12 protein-coding genes are annotated in these 16,289 nt (G+C 43.6%); 1 reads left to right on the forward strand and 11 read right to left on the reverse strand.

Features of this window, described 5'->3' with window-relative positions:
- Positions 1-10: 10 nt before the first annotated feature.
- Complete coding sequence (locus BN8908_RS13910) at positions 11-2,353, reverse strand: hypothetical protein (RefSeq protein ID WP_068691215.1); 2,343 nt, start codon at positions 2,351-2,353, stop codon at positions 11-13.
- Positions 2,354-2,522: 169 nt separating this feature from the next.
- Complete coding sequence (locus BN8908_RS13915) at positions 2,523-3,455, reverse strand: PorP/SprF family type IX secretion system membrane protein (protein WP_021989440.1); 933 nt, start codon at positions 3,453-3,455, stop codon at positions 2,523-2,525.
- A gap of 297 nt (positions 3,456-3,752) precedes the next feature.
- Here BN8908_RS13915 and BN8908_RS13920 point away from each other — a divergent pair, with 297 nt between their 5' ends.
- A complete protein-coding gene (locus BN8908_RS13920) occupies positions 3,753-6,260 on the forward strand; it encodes a hybrid sensor histidine kinase/response regulator (RefSeq protein WP_068691217.1) in 2,508 nt (835 codons plus the stop codon).
- 9 nt (positions 6,261-6,269) lie between these two features.
- On the opposite strand, the gene BN8908_RS13925 is transcribed toward BN8908_RS13920, so the two are convergent.
- The 9 genes from BN8908_RS13925 to BN8908_RS13965 all read right to left on the reverse strand — a co-directional run bounded on the left by BN8908_RS13925 (position 6,270) and on the right by BN8908_RS13965 (position 16,075).
- Entirely contained in the window at positions 6,270-7,598 is a 1,329-nt protein-coding gene (locus tag BN8908_RS13925; protein ID WP_068691219.1) for a sigma-54-dependent transcriptional regulator, read from the reverse strand.
- A 141-nt stretch (positions 7,599-7,739) separates the two neighbouring features.
- Complete coding sequence (locus tag BN8908_RS13930) at positions 7,740-8,105, reverse strand: hypothetical protein (protein ID WP_148453339.1); 366 nt, start codon at positions 8,103-8,105, stop codon at positions 7,740-7,742.
- Between the two features lie 368 nt (positions 8,106-8,473).
- The gene (argH, locus tag BN8908_RS13935) at positions 8,474-9,805 is read right to left on the reverse strand and encodes an argininosuccinate lyase (protein ID WP_068691223.1); all 1,332 of its coding nucleotides are present in this window, start codon (positions 9,803-9,805) and stop codon (positions 8,474-8,476) included.
- 77 nt (positions 9,806-9,882) lie between these two features.
- Positions 9,883-10,941, reverse strand: a complete 1,059-nt coding sequence (locus BN8908_RS13940; RefSeq protein ID WP_068691225.1) for a M20 family metallo-hydrolase — start codon at positions 10,939-10,941, stop codon at positions 9,883-9,885.
- A gap of 116 nt (positions 10,942-11,057) precedes the next feature.
- The gene (gene argB / locus BN8908_RS13945) at positions 11,058-11,816 is read right to left on the reverse strand and encodes an acetylglutamate kinase (protein ID WP_068691227.1); all 759 of its coding nucleotides are present in this window, start codon (positions 11,814-11,816) and stop codon (positions 11,058-11,060) included.
- Between the two features lie 57 nt (positions 11,817-11,873).
- Positions 11,874-13,001: an aspartate aminotransferase family protein gene (locus BN8908_RS13950; protein ID WP_068691229.1), complete on the reverse strand. Its 1,128-nt coding sequence runs from the start codon at positions 12,999-13,001 to the stop codon at positions 11,874-11,876.
- A gap of 87 nt (positions 13,002-13,088) precedes the next feature.
- On the reverse strand, positions 13,089-14,066 hold the full coding sequence (gene argC, locus BN8908_RS13955; protein ID WP_074042470.1) for an N-acetyl-gamma-glutamyl-phosphate reductase: 978 nt from the start codon (positions 14,064-14,066) through the stop codon (positions 13,089-13,091).
- 145 nt (positions 14,067-14,211) lie between these two features.
- Complete coding sequence (locus tag BN8908_RS13960) at positions 14,212-15,402, reverse strand: argininosuccinate synthase (protein ID WP_068691233.1); 1,191 nt, start codon at positions 15,400-15,402, stop codon at positions 14,212-14,214.
- Positions 15,403-15,466: 64 nt separating this feature from the next.
- Positions 15,467-16,075, reverse strand: a complete 609-nt coding sequence (locus tag BN8908_RS13965) for a GNAT family N-acetyltransferase (protein WP_068691235.1) — start codon at positions 16,073-16,075, stop codon at positions 15,467-15,469.
- Positions 16,076-16,289 lie beyond the last annotated feature (214 nt).

The raw sequence follows: 16,289 nt of genomic DNA on the forward strand, positions 1-16,289 counted from the left end.
TTCTTTCGTATCAGAAACTTTTTACAGCCCGTATATTGTAATACGAATCTCTGTCATTGACACTTATATAGCCTAACCACAAAGCCAGATTCCACGCTTGTCTGGCACTGGCCTCCGAACTGCTCCAGTAACGTTTATAACCCGACAAAGCTGTCAAAAACGGTGCACCGGTCACCTTCCGGAAAGATTCATTTATATCTTCAATTGCCGAAAAAAGCATAGTCAACTGTCCGGCTGCCGGAATATACCAACCGTGTTCGAAATCCACTGCCCATGCAGCCGGAATATAATACCTGCTGTCAGTTACATTACGCATCGCACGTGTATTATTATATCCGGAAGTATCGGCAGAAGCCTCTATCGACAGATAATAATTTTGAATACCGGCAATATCTATCATATATCCCGAACGCAACCAAAAAAACAAATCATTGCCACCACTCACCGCATCTTCCAAACTGACCGCCCAACCGTGTTTCCCGGTTTTATTCAGCCAATAAACGATACCGGCTGCCCTGTGTATTCCCGGATTATATTCGCCGATTTTCAGGATACTACCGTCTTCACAAAGTACATCGCCGATAGCAATTGCAGGCGGATCCGGGGGTGTCAATTGCGCCTGACCGGCCAAAGCCTCCAATCGCACAGAATCTCCGGCACAAACCAAATAATCGGAAGCGACAATACTCACTTCGGGCGTAGGATATACATGCAGGCTCAATGTAATAATACTATCACAACCTCCGGCAGTCGTATTGTGCTGAACATAGGAATACACGCCTGCACTATCCTGTGCGGGTACATGAAATCCTTGTTTATGGTATTCCACACCGGTACATACGGTATCCGGCACAGTTTGCCAATAGGTACGGCCCGGCTCGATAATCAGGGGATTCGTCCCCAAAGCGCAGCCTCCCGTACCGTACAGCAAAATCACTTGTCCCGTCACAGCAATATCCGTTACCTGTACGACAACTTCCGGTTGCCCCTGTCCGCTCAAAATGGTATACCCCTCCGGAAACTCCCAGGTGTAACTGCCCTCCGGCCAGTTTTCCCGCATATTGTAATGTTGTACCGACCCCACACAAGGATGTTGCTCTCCCACAATGTCTTCAGTCATCACGACCAAAGGATAAACGTCGAGTTGCAATACGACAATACTATCGCACCTGTCCGTCCGCGAATAAGTCAGGGTGTCGTAATACTTCCCCGCCCGGGCATTCAAATAAGAAAAACCGTTGCCGGTATAGTCATCACCCTCACATATCCGGGCCCCGACGGGATAATAACGCTGCAAAACCGTCAAAAAGAGAGTCGTCTCCCCACTCTTTCTGCAATCCGACAAATCAAAATACGTATTGTAATAAGGAGAAGTCCCTGTATCCTGCTGGGGCGGCAAATCGTAATTATGCTTCGTATAAGGATCGCCCTGGCATATCGTATCGTAAAACACCGGAGTCGGGGGCAAATGCGGATCATCGGCCACCAAAGCACTCAACGTAAAGCGACAACCGGTGGCAGAGGTTATTTCACAGGAAACATGCATCGTTCCCTCTGTCCGTGTCCATTGGGTAGACGACGTCGTCCGCCCGTCCTGCCATAAATAAGAAGAAAAACCTTCCGGAGCCGAAAGAGTAAAACCGTCACCCGCACAGGCAGATAGCATCAACTGACTGGAAATACAACTGGCTGTAAAATAAGCATATCCGAAATGTCCCATCAAGGCACAATCGTAGGTAACAAATTGCACCTGCACTTCCTGTCCCGCATACGAAGACATATCCAGACCGACATTTGTCCAATCACGCCAACGCACCGGAACACCGAACATCTCAAAAGATTTGAATCCTTCAATTTCAGCTCTTGCCGACACATCATACTCTGCACAAGACTCTATCAATGCACCCTCACGGCTCATTATCCTCACCACAAAACGGGGCTGATCTTTACCGGGATGTCCGGGGTCCTGAAACACAACGGCAAATTTTAAAAACAATACCGATTTTTCCGGATCAACTTTAAAATGATAAGTAATACTCTCGGCTTGTCCGCCTATCGAATCATTCCCTAAACGAACCACTTTCGTTTCACCTGAAGGTAAAAATTTCAGTTGATTCCCCGTATTGGGGTCCGTACCCTGACGGGTTATCAGGCTGTGCCGGTTTGATACAATTCCCTTTGTTGTAAAAGGATTTCCGGTTGTTCCATAAGTAGCCTCCACACAAGCAGCAGTAATATCTGTAAAGTCAGGTACTGTCGGAGAAACGACATACCCCTGGGCATACCCTGCCCTCCCCAAAAACAGAAGTACTGTTACAACTGTCCATAAATACCACCTGCTAGTTTCAAACATTTTATCTTTTATCGATTAATGGCCTCCGGCCTGATTACCATTCAAAATCAACAATCCCTTACGGCCCGTTCGTGCGCCCAATCATAAATCTGAAATCATCAATCTACAATTGATTCGGGATTGGTTCGTATCGTTAATTTAAAGTTTACAATTTATAATCTAAAATTCCTCAACGGTCCCATTCACTCCTGCACATCGAATTGCGATGAATCGGATAAGTAATCATCACCTCGAAACTCCCACTCGTTTCCCCGCTTACAGCCTTGAAATTATAATCATAGGCACAAAGAAATTTCAATTCGGAAATCAACTTCATCCCCACTAAAAAACCGACTTCCCCAACCGACCGGCCGTAAATCGAAAATTGCATCATTTCTTCCCGCCGATCCCGGTTCAAATACAAGGACACCATGCCGTCCACCTGAAAATCCTCCTCGTACTGCTTGGCACAAAGTCCATACTCCATGTCGATACTACGTTCCACCGAACGGGTGCGATAACGGACATAGGCATAATTCGTCCCACCCCAGATATGAGGTTCTCGCTTAAAAAAAGAGAAAAGATTCTGGCTGGCCATCCCGACTACCAATTTCTTATCGAAAACATATTCCGCGCCGATATTCGCATTCCATTCCTTCAATCCACGCATACGCTCGCTTCCTAAAACAGGATCGTCCGGATTTTCAAGTTCCACCTCCTTCCGGTCTATGTCCTGCGATTGCCAGGAACCTGCAACTCCCATGTTCAAAAAGCTGTTCCAGCTCAACCGAAGGGTGTAAGCATAGGAAAGAGAAACATCAAAAGTATTGAGATATCCGATTTTATCTTTCAAAACCTTCATCCCCACCTGTGTCCGGTAATCTTCCAGATAAAAGGCCCCGGTAGCTCCAAAAGTAACCGGACTTCCGGGAAAAGAAGCCCATTGCTTACGGGCTGCCAAAGAAAAGAATGCACTGTAATCCAAATTTACGGATGCAGGGTTGACCGAATACGGATTTTCCCAATAAAAAGCCGTTTCCGGGTTTATCTGGGCTCTCAAGGAAGAGATACAGAACAAGCATATGCATATTCCCAAACTATATGTCCGCAGACAATTTCGCATCACACTACTCTTTTACAATGCTTTTTCTGCACTATAAATAAACCTTCAAATCTTAATACTACATGCACCTGAACAGACCTGATCAAATTAGGTCTGATTTACAATAGGCAACAAAAGTAAACATTTTTTTCTTTAAGCAATATTTATTAACTTTTAATTAAGATAACTCCGCCTGTATTCTTTGTTTTCAGCAACTTTCAATCAGTATAATTTTAAAAGTCTCCTATCGGAAAAGAAAAAGAAATCACTTTTTTATGCTAATTTTGCTACAACAGCAAAATCAAAACTCCGGGACATATGAATTCACCGTCACGTTATACAAAATTTAAAGTCATCAGCGGTTATGTATTGCTTTTCATTTTGACGATAGCGACCATTACATTCATATACAAACAAATATCCCGGTTCACAGACAAAGAAAATTTCGTCAGTGCCACCAACCAAAAACTATACCTCATCGGCAATACCATCGCCAGTCTGTATGAAGCCGAAACACTGAGCAATTCATTTCTGCAAACCGGCTCGGAGCGTGCTTTTCATAAATACATCGACATTATCCGGCAAGTTGAGTCGAACATCGATTCCCTGAAAAAAATGACGGCCGAACCGGGACAGGAAGCCCGTATCGATACAATCCATCTCCTGTTAAACGACAAAATCAAAAACCTGAAAGAACTGCTCAAGGTAAAAAAATCAAAAGAATCAACTGACTATTATAACAAAGCCATTGCTTTGATCGAATCGGCCAAAGACTCTGTACCGCCTGCCCCGAACATCCGGAAGAGAGTAATTACCACCCGGGACAGCTCGTATATCGCCACCGTAAAAAAGAAAAAATGGTTCCTGGGCCTATTTTCTACAAAGGAACCGGACACGACTTTGCAAATCCGGGAATCCGAACATATCATCTGGGATACCCTTCCGCCTGTTTCTGCCCAAAACAATCCCGACAGTATCGTACATATCTTAAAATATGCCTGGGAAAGTTTTCAGGCAGAAGCGGCAAACCTCAATCGCCAAATCAGCCGACGGGAATATAACATCGTCAACCAAAGCGTCCAGATTACAGAACAATTGAAAAAGGTACTTTATGCCTACGAAAAAGAAGAAATCGCCTATTCCCTGAAACGAATAGAGGAACGCGAGCAGGTTATGGATTCGGCTGCCCGGCTGATCGCCATTATCGCAATTGTTGCCGTATTGTTTATTGCATTCTTCTGTACACTCATTTTAAAAGATATCTCCCGCAGTCAGCGTTACCGGAAACAGTTGGAAGAAGCCAACGCATACACAGCCCGGTTACTTAAAAGCCGGGAACAACTGATGCTGACAGTGACCCACGACATCAAATCTCCCTTAAGTTCCGTTATGGGATATATCGAACTGCTCAATTCCGGCCCAATCGATAACAGACAGCGTTATTTCCTGAAAAATATGAAAAGCTCCGCCGATCATATCCAAAAGCTGATTACAAACCTGCTCGACTTATCGAAACTGGAAAACAACCGGTTGATGGTTGAGGAAATTATTTTTAATCCGGCACAACTTTTTCATGAAATTGTAGACACTTTTCTGCCGCTGGCTACCGCTAAAAATTTAACATTAAACTGCACTATTCACGAAGATCTGAATACGACATGCAAAGGAGATGCTCTTCGCATACGCCAGATCATTACGAATATCTTATCGAATGCTGTTAAATACACTGAATCGGGAACAATTACCTTTACGGCAACAACGTCGGAAGATAAGCGGATGATTTTCCGGATCAAAGATACGGGTCCGGGTATGACTCCCGGAGAACAAAAACTGATTTTCCAGGAATTTACCCGGTTAAAATCCCATGCTTCAATAGAAGGAACAGGATTAGGCCTGACCATCACACTTAAATTAATCCATCTCTTAAAGGGAGAAATGACGCTGGAAAGCGAACCGGGAAAAGGAAGCTGCTTTACCGTATCACTCCCCCTCGATTGCACGGCAACCGGCACGGAAATCCCGAAAGCAAAAACAGATGTACAGATTACGTCCGTCCACAGCCCGAATGATAAACAAATAAAAGTACTGTTAGTCGACGACGATCCATTACAACTGGAAATGACAAGCGGGCTATTGCAAAATTACGGCATACAGACCGAATGTACGGACAATCCTCAAAAAGTGACCGGGAAACTGGAAAAAGAGAATTATGACATTGTCTTTTCCGATATACAAATGCCGGGAATGACAGGCTTTGAACTGGTAAAGCAAATACGGGAACAACATTTTACCGTTCCGGTCGTCGCTTTATCTGCCGATTCGGGAAAAACAAAAACAGATTATCTGAATGCAGGATTTACGGCGTATCTGGGAAAACCTTTTACGTCGGCACAACTTTTAGACGTTATTTGCCAGATCTATCCCGGCTCCTTTTCCGGCAACCTCCAGCAGCAACTGGCTGCTTCTCCGGTATTACCGGCGGATCAAAACGGCTATAGCCTGAGACAAATACAACAATTTACGGACAACGACCCGGAGGCCACCCGAAAGATTCTACATTCTTTTGTTTCCGAAACCCGGAAACACCTTCAGAAATTAAAAGAATATGCAGATGAAAAACAAATGAAAAAAATTGCCGGGCTCGCCCACAAAATGCTTCCGATGTTCAGGCAACTAGAAACGGCAGAAATCATCCGTACCTTACAAACACTGGAACGCGACTCTCTTACCTCGGAGGAATCTGAAAAATTAACCCGGCAGATTATCGAAAAAACACAACTTCTACTACAGACTTTAGAAATGGATTTAAAAATTGCCACGGACTGATACAACGACTCAATCTATCGAGTAAAGTTTCATCTTATTGTAAAGGGTTTTTCGGTCGATTTTCAACATTCGGGCAGCCTCACTTTTATTATTATTACATTTAGCCAAAGCTTCCCGTATCAAATCTACCTCATTTTTTTCCCGTCTCAACGCCAGATCCTGAATCGTTTGTACAACAGGAGCCGCCGCCAACTCTGCCGGTATATCCTCCGGAGAAATAAATTCATGCTGACACAACAAAGTAGCCCGTTTCACGACATTCCGCATTTCCCGCAAATTGCCGGGCCAACTGTAATTCTTAAATATATTCATCACGGCATCATCAAAGCCGACTACCGCTTTCCCCAGTTCCTCATTGGATGTCGTTAAAAAATGATTGGCAAAAATTGGGATATCCTCCGGACGGTCACGCAAACTCAAGGCTGTCAGAGAAAACTCGTTCAACCGGTGATAAAGATCTTCCCGAAAACTTCCTTCTGCTACCGCTTTTTTCAAATTTTCATTCGTAGCGGAAATAATCCGTACGTCAAAAGAGACTTCCTTATCACTACCCACCGGTTTCACTTTCCGCTCCTCCAAAGCCCGCAACAACTGCACCTGTACATCGTAACTCAGATTTCCGATCTCATCCAGAAATATCGTACCGCCGGAAGCGGCGACAAAATAACCTGTCTTGTCGTTTACCGCCCCTGTAAAAGCGCCTTTGACATGTCCGAAAAACTCACTGGCAGCCAAATCTTTGGGGATAGCTCCGCAATCGACAGCTACAAAAGGAGCATTTTTCCGGCTACTTTGGGCATGGATCAGACGGGCAATATACTCTTTTCCCGAACCGCTCTCACCGGTAATCAGCACCGTCATCATCGTCGGAGCCACCAAACGTATATATTCAAATAATTTCTGAGATTCCGGACTATTACCTTTGATATAGGGCACATCCTGACTTTCAGGCCTCCTCTTCTTCCCCTCCGGCATACTCTTTTGCTCCAGAGCCTCCTGTATCTTCTTCAATATTTCATCCGGAATAATCGGTTTGGCGACATAATCGAATGCTCCCGATTTCATCGCATGCACTGCCGTCTGTATATCGGCATAACCCGTCATCAGAATCACCTGTGTTTTGGGATAAGTCGCTTTAATCTTTTCCAAAAGGAAAATACCGTCCTTATCAGGTAATCTCAGATCGGTAAGTGCCACATCATATTGCCCGGCAGACAAAGCTTTCAAAGCAGCATCAACGGAAAAAGCTTCCGTTACGTCAAAACCTCGTTTTACCAACCAGGTTTTTAACATCAAACAAAACGTAGTATCGTCGTCTACCAATAAAATTCTTACCATACGTCGTTCTTTCCTTTATAAAACCGGTATTCTTTTATCCTCCCATTTCCGTTCTCCCGTTGAAAACAAAAGTACCAAAAAATCCGCTAAAAGCAAAAAGGAGCCCCTTGAGGCTCCTTCGGCATGAAATAATAATAATCACTAAACAAGCTGTGCGGACACATCTGTCTCTTCTTTTTGAAATTCACCGGTTTTATTATAATAAACAGTTATTTTTTTATCATTTCTCTTCAATATCAGCTTGTAACAATCATCATCTCCCTTAAAAGCCTCATCGATAACATAGGCAGAATATTTTGCTGCTATAGCCGTACGTACTACATTCGGAACTTCGGATACTTCAATTTTAACATAATTTACCGCATTACCGGCCAAAAGTACAGGTACTTCGATATTTTTTTTCACAATATTTCCCAACCGGCTATCACATGTTGCCGTTACCGAACCTAAAAAAACAAACAAACCGAAAACGGCAGCGATCATCCATACTATTATTCCACTTCTCATATAAGTAATTGTTCAAAATTAATTATACATCTCTATACTTTAAGTGTTTGTATACAAAGAGTCTGCGAAAACATCAAATAAATCTATGGAATCAGATCATTTTAGCAACAATAGATTCTCTGTTTTTACGACCCTGTATCCATCCCTGAATTTTCACCTTTCAAATCCGCAACGGACAATCCCCACCATAGATCAAAAATCAAGGCATTCTATTTAATATGTATAAAAATCATGCCAAATCAAAAAAAAGAGATAATTCTCGTTTTAAATACAATAAAATCAGTGATTTACGAAAAATACTATTTGAGAAAAGAATGGGGAATGTGTGTAATTTCAACTGAAAAAGCGGGGAAATATTCCCCGCTTTTTCAATCCATCAGTGCTTTTTCAGCATCCAGCACCTTGGTATAATTCCAGGTATGTCGTTTGAATTTAACTTCAATCCGGTCGAGGCAAAGATTCCCGATACTCCCTTCGTGGGTATGGTTCAGAGTGCGTTGCGTATCTGCCGCATACGCCCCCTTTTGTACTTTCATTCCGATTTCCCGGTAAGCTTCCCGAAAAGGCACTCCTGCTGTTACCAAATCGTTTACATCTTCAACCGTAAACAGATACTTATAGCGTTCATCTTTCAATACTCCGGTATTCAGTTCCATCTCCTGCAATACGGCCGTACTGATAAGCAAACAATCCGTCAACTCTTTAAATGCCGGAAAGAAAATTTCCTTGGTCAGTTGCATGTCCCGGAAATAACCGGAAGTCAGATTGGCACAAAGCATTGCCATCTGTCCGGGCAGTGTCTGTAAGCGGTTGCATTTAGCCCGGACCAATTCGAAAATATCCGGATTCTTCTTATGAGGCATAATACTCGATCCGGTCGTATATTGATCCGGTAATTTTATAAACCCGAAATTACCGCAGGAAAAAAGACAAACATCAGCAGCCATTTTCCCCAATGTCGTCGCAATCGCCGCCAAAGCAAACAAAACGTTTTTCTCCATCTTTCCCCGTTGCATCTGGGCATATACCGAATTATAAGCCAAATCGTCAAAGCCCAGCAGATCAGTTGTCATCTGCCGGTCGAGCGCCACCGAAGAACCGTAACCGGCTCCCGAACCGAGCGGATTGGTATTTACCATATCGTAAGCTGCCTTCAACATCAGTAAATCGTCGGCCAAAGATTCTGCATACGCACTAAACCACAAACCGAAAGAAGAAGGCATGGCAATTTGCAAATGCGTATACCCGGGCAACAACACTGCCTTATTCTCTTCCGCTTTCTTTAATAAAACGCGGAACAATGTCCCGGTATAATCCAATACTTTCAGCATCTCTGCCCGGGTAAACAATTTGATATCCGTTAAAACCTGATCATTGCGGGAACGACCTGTATGAATTTTTTTCCCGGCCTCGCCACATTTTTCCGTCAACAAATATTCTATTTGGGAATGTACATCCTCAATGCCATCTTCAATCTTAAAATTTCCTTTCTCTACATCCGCATAAATCTCCCGCAAGGCTTGCTCCAGTTTCCGTAAATCGGTTTCGTCCATCAATCCGATCTTATGCAACATCTTCAGGTGAGCCATATTTCCCAATACATCAGCCTTCGCAAGCATAACATCCAATTCCTTATCTTTCCCGATCGTAAACTCTTCGGTAAACCGATCTGTATCATATCCTTTGTCCCAAAGTTTCATTCGCTATATTTTAAATATTTACAGTGTCTCTTGTTTATTCTGGCAACCACACCACCTGTCCCAAAATTCCTCCTCAATCAACGATCATAAATCCTGAACCCTTTCAACAATTTCTCAAAAAGCCCGATACCCTGTTCGATTTCATCCAATCTGATATACTCATTCGCCGTATGGCTACGGGCACTGTCTCCCGGTCCGATTTTCAGAGAAGTCCAGGGAAGTACCGCCTGATCGGAAGTTGTCGGAGAACCGTAAGCAGACAACCCTAATTCGCGGCAACGCTTTACAATCGGATGCTCCGGTGATATCGACGACGAATTAAGTGAAAAAGAACGCGGCTTTACCTCGCTTTTCACATGGGCTTTTATCGTTTCAAAAATTTCGGCATTCGAATAATGCTCGTTAACACGGACATCCACCATAAACGTACACTCAGCAGGCACAACGTTGTGTAATGTCCCGGCCTGAATACCCGTAACCGTCATTTTCACTTCTCCCAACAAATCCGATACTCTCTCAAAACGATAGGTACGAAACCATTCGATATCGGACAAAGCCTCATAAATGGCATTCTGCCCTTCGTTACGTGCCGCATGCCCTGCCTTTCCCCGAGCCGTAACATCCAACACCAGCAGTCCTTTTTCTGCAATCGCAGCCTGCATCCCGGTAGGCTCCCCGATCAAAGCCAAATCGACCTTGCCGATCTCTTCCACAACGCTACGTACGCCACCCTCTCCGGTATTCTCTTCCTCCGCCGAGTTGAGGTAAATCAAATTATAAGGCTGCTCCTCTTTATCCAGCCGGAGAAAAGCTGCCAGCATTGAAACAATGCTTCCCCCCGTATCATTGCTTCCCAAACCGAATAACTTTCCGCCTTCTATAACGGGCGTAAAAGGATCGGTTTTCCAATTCCCGTTCGGCCGTACCGTATCGATATGTGCCTCCAACACCAAAGTAGGCTTCCGGGCATCAAAATGAAGTGAACGTACCCAGATATTATTGCCTTTGCGTTCCACCCGGTATCCATAACCGGATAAAACAGACACCATCAAATCCGCCACTTGCCGTTCCTCCTTACTGAAAGAAGGCAGAGCAATTATTTTTTCCAACAATTCTATCGCTTCCGTTACATTCATTACAATTTACGATTTTTGGTTTACAACCGGAATTCCATAAAACCGGTCGTCTTAATAAATTTACGATTCTTCCCTCTCGTAAAGAAGAATTGTGGATATCCTCTAAAATCGTCAATCTAAAATCCGATCACCGTTCCCCCGTCCGGATTTTCCGGACTCGTCAACCTCACTTTTTTTACTCCGGATTCCAATGTCTTAAAGGCATTTTCTAATTTAGGCAACATTCCGGAATGAATGTATCCTTCTTTTCTCAATACATCGTATGTCTCTCTGTCCATTTGCGGTATCACGGAAGAATTATCTTCTGCATCCTTCAAAACTCCGGGTTTATCGAAGCAATACACCAATTCGGTTTCATAACGCCGGCTCAAAGCTATCGCTACCGCTGAAGCAACACTGTCCGCATTGGTATTCAACAATTGTCCGGCCGGCGAACAGGTTATCGGAGAAATCACCGGCATGATCCCATTTTCAAGCAATAAGGCCAGCATTTTTTCATTCACCGTATCGATATCCCCGACAAAGCCCCAATCCATACCGGAATTACTACGTTTGTGCGAAACGACGACCCCCATATCACATCCCGATAAACCGCAGGCTACCATTTTTTTCGATTGCAGGCAAGACACGATTTTCTTATTCGCCAAACCGGCATAAGTCATCACCGTTATTTCCAATGTCGCCTCATCGGTGATCCGCCTTCCTTCATGCATCTTTGTCTCCATACCGAGACGCGATGAAAGTTGACCTGCCATACTACCCCCTCCGTGTACCAAAACACAATGGGGATAATACGCAGACAACTTATCACACAAACAGCCTAAAACTTTATCATCTTCAATCAGCTTACCACCGATCTTGATTACTTTTATCATTTTTATAAAACTATATCGACTTAAATAATACGGCAGAAACAGGTCGTCCCTGCCTAATCAAAACATCATCACTTTCCGGAAAGCATCCAAAAACTCATCGGCTTCTTTCCGGGTTATCGTCAGGGCCGGCAACAAACGCAACGTATTCTTACCGCTATATCCGGTCAACGTATGAAAATCCTTTAACAAACGTCCCCGCACTTCTGCCTGGGGACATTCGGTATCTACGCCGATCATCAGTCCTTTTCCGCGAACTTCCGTCACTCCTTTGATTTTTTTCAGTTCCTGTACCAGATAATGTCCCAAAGCTGCCGCATTATTGACCAGATATTCCGAGTTCAACACTTCCAGTACAGCCAATGCCGCACTACAAGCCAGATGACTTCCGCCGAAAGTAGTTCCCAACATGCCGTTCCGGGCTTCAATACGTTCGGTAATCAATAAACCGGCTATCGGAAAACCATTCCCCATACCTTTCGCCATTGTCACAATGTCCGGATATACCCCGGCATACTGATGGGCAAAAAACTTTCCGGAACGCCCATACCCACTCTGAATTTCGTCCACAATCATCACCGTTCCCGCAGCATCGCAACATTCCCGCATCCGTAACAGAAAAGCGTCATCCACAGGACGAATTCCCCCGACACCCTGAATACCTTCTACAATAACAGCAGCATATTCCCCTCCGGCCAACGCTTTTTCCAAAGCTGAAACATCATTCAGCGGAATAAAATCCACCTTATGACACCGATTGACAGGCGCCTGTATATTCGGATTGTCCGTAATCGCAACGGCAGCACTGGTACGTCCGTGAAAAGCAGCTTTAAAAGCCAGAATTTTATCCCGTCCGGTCATAAAAGAAGCCAGTTTTAAAGCATTCTCATTCGCTTCGGCTCCGCTATTGCATAAAAAAAGATTGTAATGCTCATATCCGGAAGTACGGCACAACTCTTCCGCCAATTTTTCCTGTAACGGATTTTTTACCGCATTGGAATAAAAACCGATTTTATGAAGCTGCCCGGCGATTTTATCCACGTACACCGGATGGCTGTGACCGATAGAAATAACAGCGTGTCCTCCGTAAAAGTCAAGGTATTTCACCCCTTTGTCATCCCAGATATAAGACCCTTTCGCCTCTACGGGCACAAGATCGGATAAACTATATACTTCAAATAATCCCATAATAACAACAAATAAAATCCCTCAACTTATTTATAATTTCCGCGATCTTCCATACAGTAAAGAATACCGCAAAACATCATCAGACACTTAAAAATAATTGGCCTTCAGATTCAATCCCATTGTCTCTTCCAGTCCCGACATCAGATTCATATTCTGCACGGCCTGCCCCGAAGCCCCTTTCAGCAAATTATCGATCACCGACGTCACCAACGTCTGCTTTCCTTGCTGGGTAATATGTATAAAACAATAATTCGTATTCACGACTTGCTTCAAATAAAGAGGTTCGTCGCTTACACACACAAATGGATGAACGGCATAATAAGCCTTGTATAAATCCGTCAATTCCCGTACACTTGCCGAAGTACGAAATACGGTATCGATAATAATACCCCGCGTATGGCATCCCCTTACCGGAACAAAAGCCAGATCGTAACTATTTTCAGCTCCGGCTCTTTTCAATGTCTCGTTAATCTCACTCAAATGCTGGTGGATAAATACTTTATAATTTGAAAGATTATTGCATCGGTTACTAAAATGTGTATCGGCTACGGGTTTCTGACCCGCTCCCGTCGAACCGGTTACGCCGAACACAGAAATCTCATCGGGAAGCCCATTCAAGGCCGCCAAAGGCAATAATCCCAACTCAATCGCCGTAGCGAAGCATCCCGGATTTGCAATATAACTGCTCTTCGCAATGGTTTCCCGGGATAATTCAGGTAAACCGTATACAAACCCGTGAGCATTCTCAGCCAAACGAAAATCATTCCCCAGATCGATAATCTTTACCGTAGCAGGAATCTGATGTGCTGACAGGAATTTCTCTGATACCCCATGTCCCATACACAGGAAAAGAACATCAATATCCGAAAAATCGATATCTCCGAAAGTCAGAGGCAAATAAAGCAAATCCCGGTGGACGGCATATACCGCTTCTCCCGCATGTGATTCACTCTGAACATATTTGATTTCAACCTGAGGATGATTTACCAGTATCCGGATCAACTCTCCTGCCGTATATCCCGCACCTCCTGCAATGGCAATTCTCATTTTAATTCGTAAGTCCATAGACTTATTTGATATTTACGTAATCATCCTGATTACAGATGATTACATTTTTGAAATGTATAATTAATTATGAGCGCCTACTTCATTGATTATTTTTAAGTAAGCGACGTATAAAGCGAAACGTAAACCTGTAAATCCGACCGACTTACAGGTCCTTGTTTACAAAATTGTAAACTTTTAAAGGCATTGCCATCATCTTCGTAAAGCCTTTTACATCTTCCGCTGTCCAGGCATTATTCATTTCCCCGTATTCGGCAAAGCCGGAATTCATCAGATCGTGCTCCGATTCTATACCGATCAGGTCAAAATGATAAGGACGAAGTTGGATTTTCACCTTGCCGCTGACATGACGCTGACTGTTTTCCAGAAATTTTTCAATATCACGCATTACAGGTTCGGAATACATCGCCTCATGCACAAACATACCGTACCAGTTTCCCAACTGCTCTTTCCAATATTGCTGCCATTTCGTCAAGGTGTGTTTTTCCAGCAATTCATGCGCTTTGATCATTAAAAGGGGAGCTGCAGCCTCAAATCCGACACGGCCCTTGATCCCCACGATTGTATCACCGACATGAGTATCCCGCCCGATAGCCCAAGGTGCTGCAATTCCTTCCAATGCCCGGATCGCTTTTATTCCGGCTATTTTTTCCCCATTCACAGCGACCACTTCTCCTTTGTAAAATTCGATCTCTACCTCCTCTTTACCCTCTTTTTGCAACTGTGACGGATAAGCCTCTTCCGGCAGGTTCGTATCGGCATGCAACGTCTCTTTCCCTCCGACCGATGTTCCCCAAATCCCTTTATTTACGGAATACTCCATTTTCTTCCAGTCATAGCTTACTCCGTGCTCCTTCAGATATTCAATTTCTGTTTCCCGTGAAAGTTTCAGATCCCGGGTTGGGGTAATAATTTTCTTGTCCGGAGCAAAAACCGTAAAGCAAAGATCGAAACGAACCTGGTCGTTACCTGCCCCCGTACTACCATGTGCAATGTAATGAGCCCCGATTTCATTGGCATATTCCACAATCGCCAAAGCTTGAAAAGTACGCTCTGAACTGACAGAAATCGGATAGGTCCGGTTACGCAACACATTTCCGAATACCATATATTTAATACATTTTTCGTAATAGGCTTCTGTCACATCCAAATTTACATGTTTCTTAGCTCCCAATGCATAGGCTTTCTCTTCTACCTCCTTCAATTCCTCTTCGCTAAAACCACCTGTATTTGCCAAAGCCGTATACACCTCCAAACCCATCTCTTCACTTAAATACCTGACACAATAAGACGTGTCCAAACCTCCGCTATATGCCAATACTACTTTTTCTTTCATCTCTTCAATTTTAATACACACCCATTATTATCACTTCCGGGTATTTCAAGACCCTTGCAATAAATCAAGCTAATTTTTTCAATAAACGTACAATACCGGAACGATTGCGTCCGAGATTCCTCATCTCAGCTTCCTTCCGGGCCACAGCTTCCGGATCGTACACCATACCCGTACACAAACATTTCGTCATATTGGTACGTTGCAAAATATCATAATTAACACAGGATTTACAACCGGCCCAAAATTGTTCGTCATCTGTCAGTTTGGCAAAAGTTACAGGAACATATCCCAGCTCCGTATTGATACGCATCACCTGCTCTCCCGTCGTCAAACCGAACAATTTGGCATGCGGAAACTTTTTGCGGGACAAATCGAATGCCGCCCGCTTGATTTTCTTGGCAACCCCCATTCCCCGATAAGCCGGTTTTACAATCAATCCTGAATTAGCGACAAATTTTTCATGCCCCCAGGATTCGATGTAACAAAAACCCACAAACTCTTCCCGGTTAAAAGCAATAATCGCTTTTCCCTGCTTGATTTTATCGGCGATGTACTCGTCGGTTCTCCGGGCAATACCCGTACCTCTCGCTTTAGCCGCTTCATCAATCGTATTATTAATAACAGACACATACTGCAAATGCTTCTCTGAAGCAACCACGACATCTATTTTCATCTCTTTCTTCGTTTAAAAACTTTTCAATTTTTCAGATAGAATTTTTTCTTTTCAATTTTGTGGGGCAAATATATGCATAAATATCTATTTAAAACAAATATTTATGCATTATTTTTTAGAATACATTTTGCTTTTTCTCTGTAAACACAGGAAAACCACCATCTCAAACGTATGCATAAATATTCATCAGTATGAAATTCATAACTCAAATACA

This window comes from Culturomica massiliensis, assembly GCF_900091655.1.
GTDB classification, from domain to species: Bacteria; Bacteroidota; Bacteroidia; order Bacteroidales; family Marinifilaceae; genus Culturomica; species Culturomica massiliensis.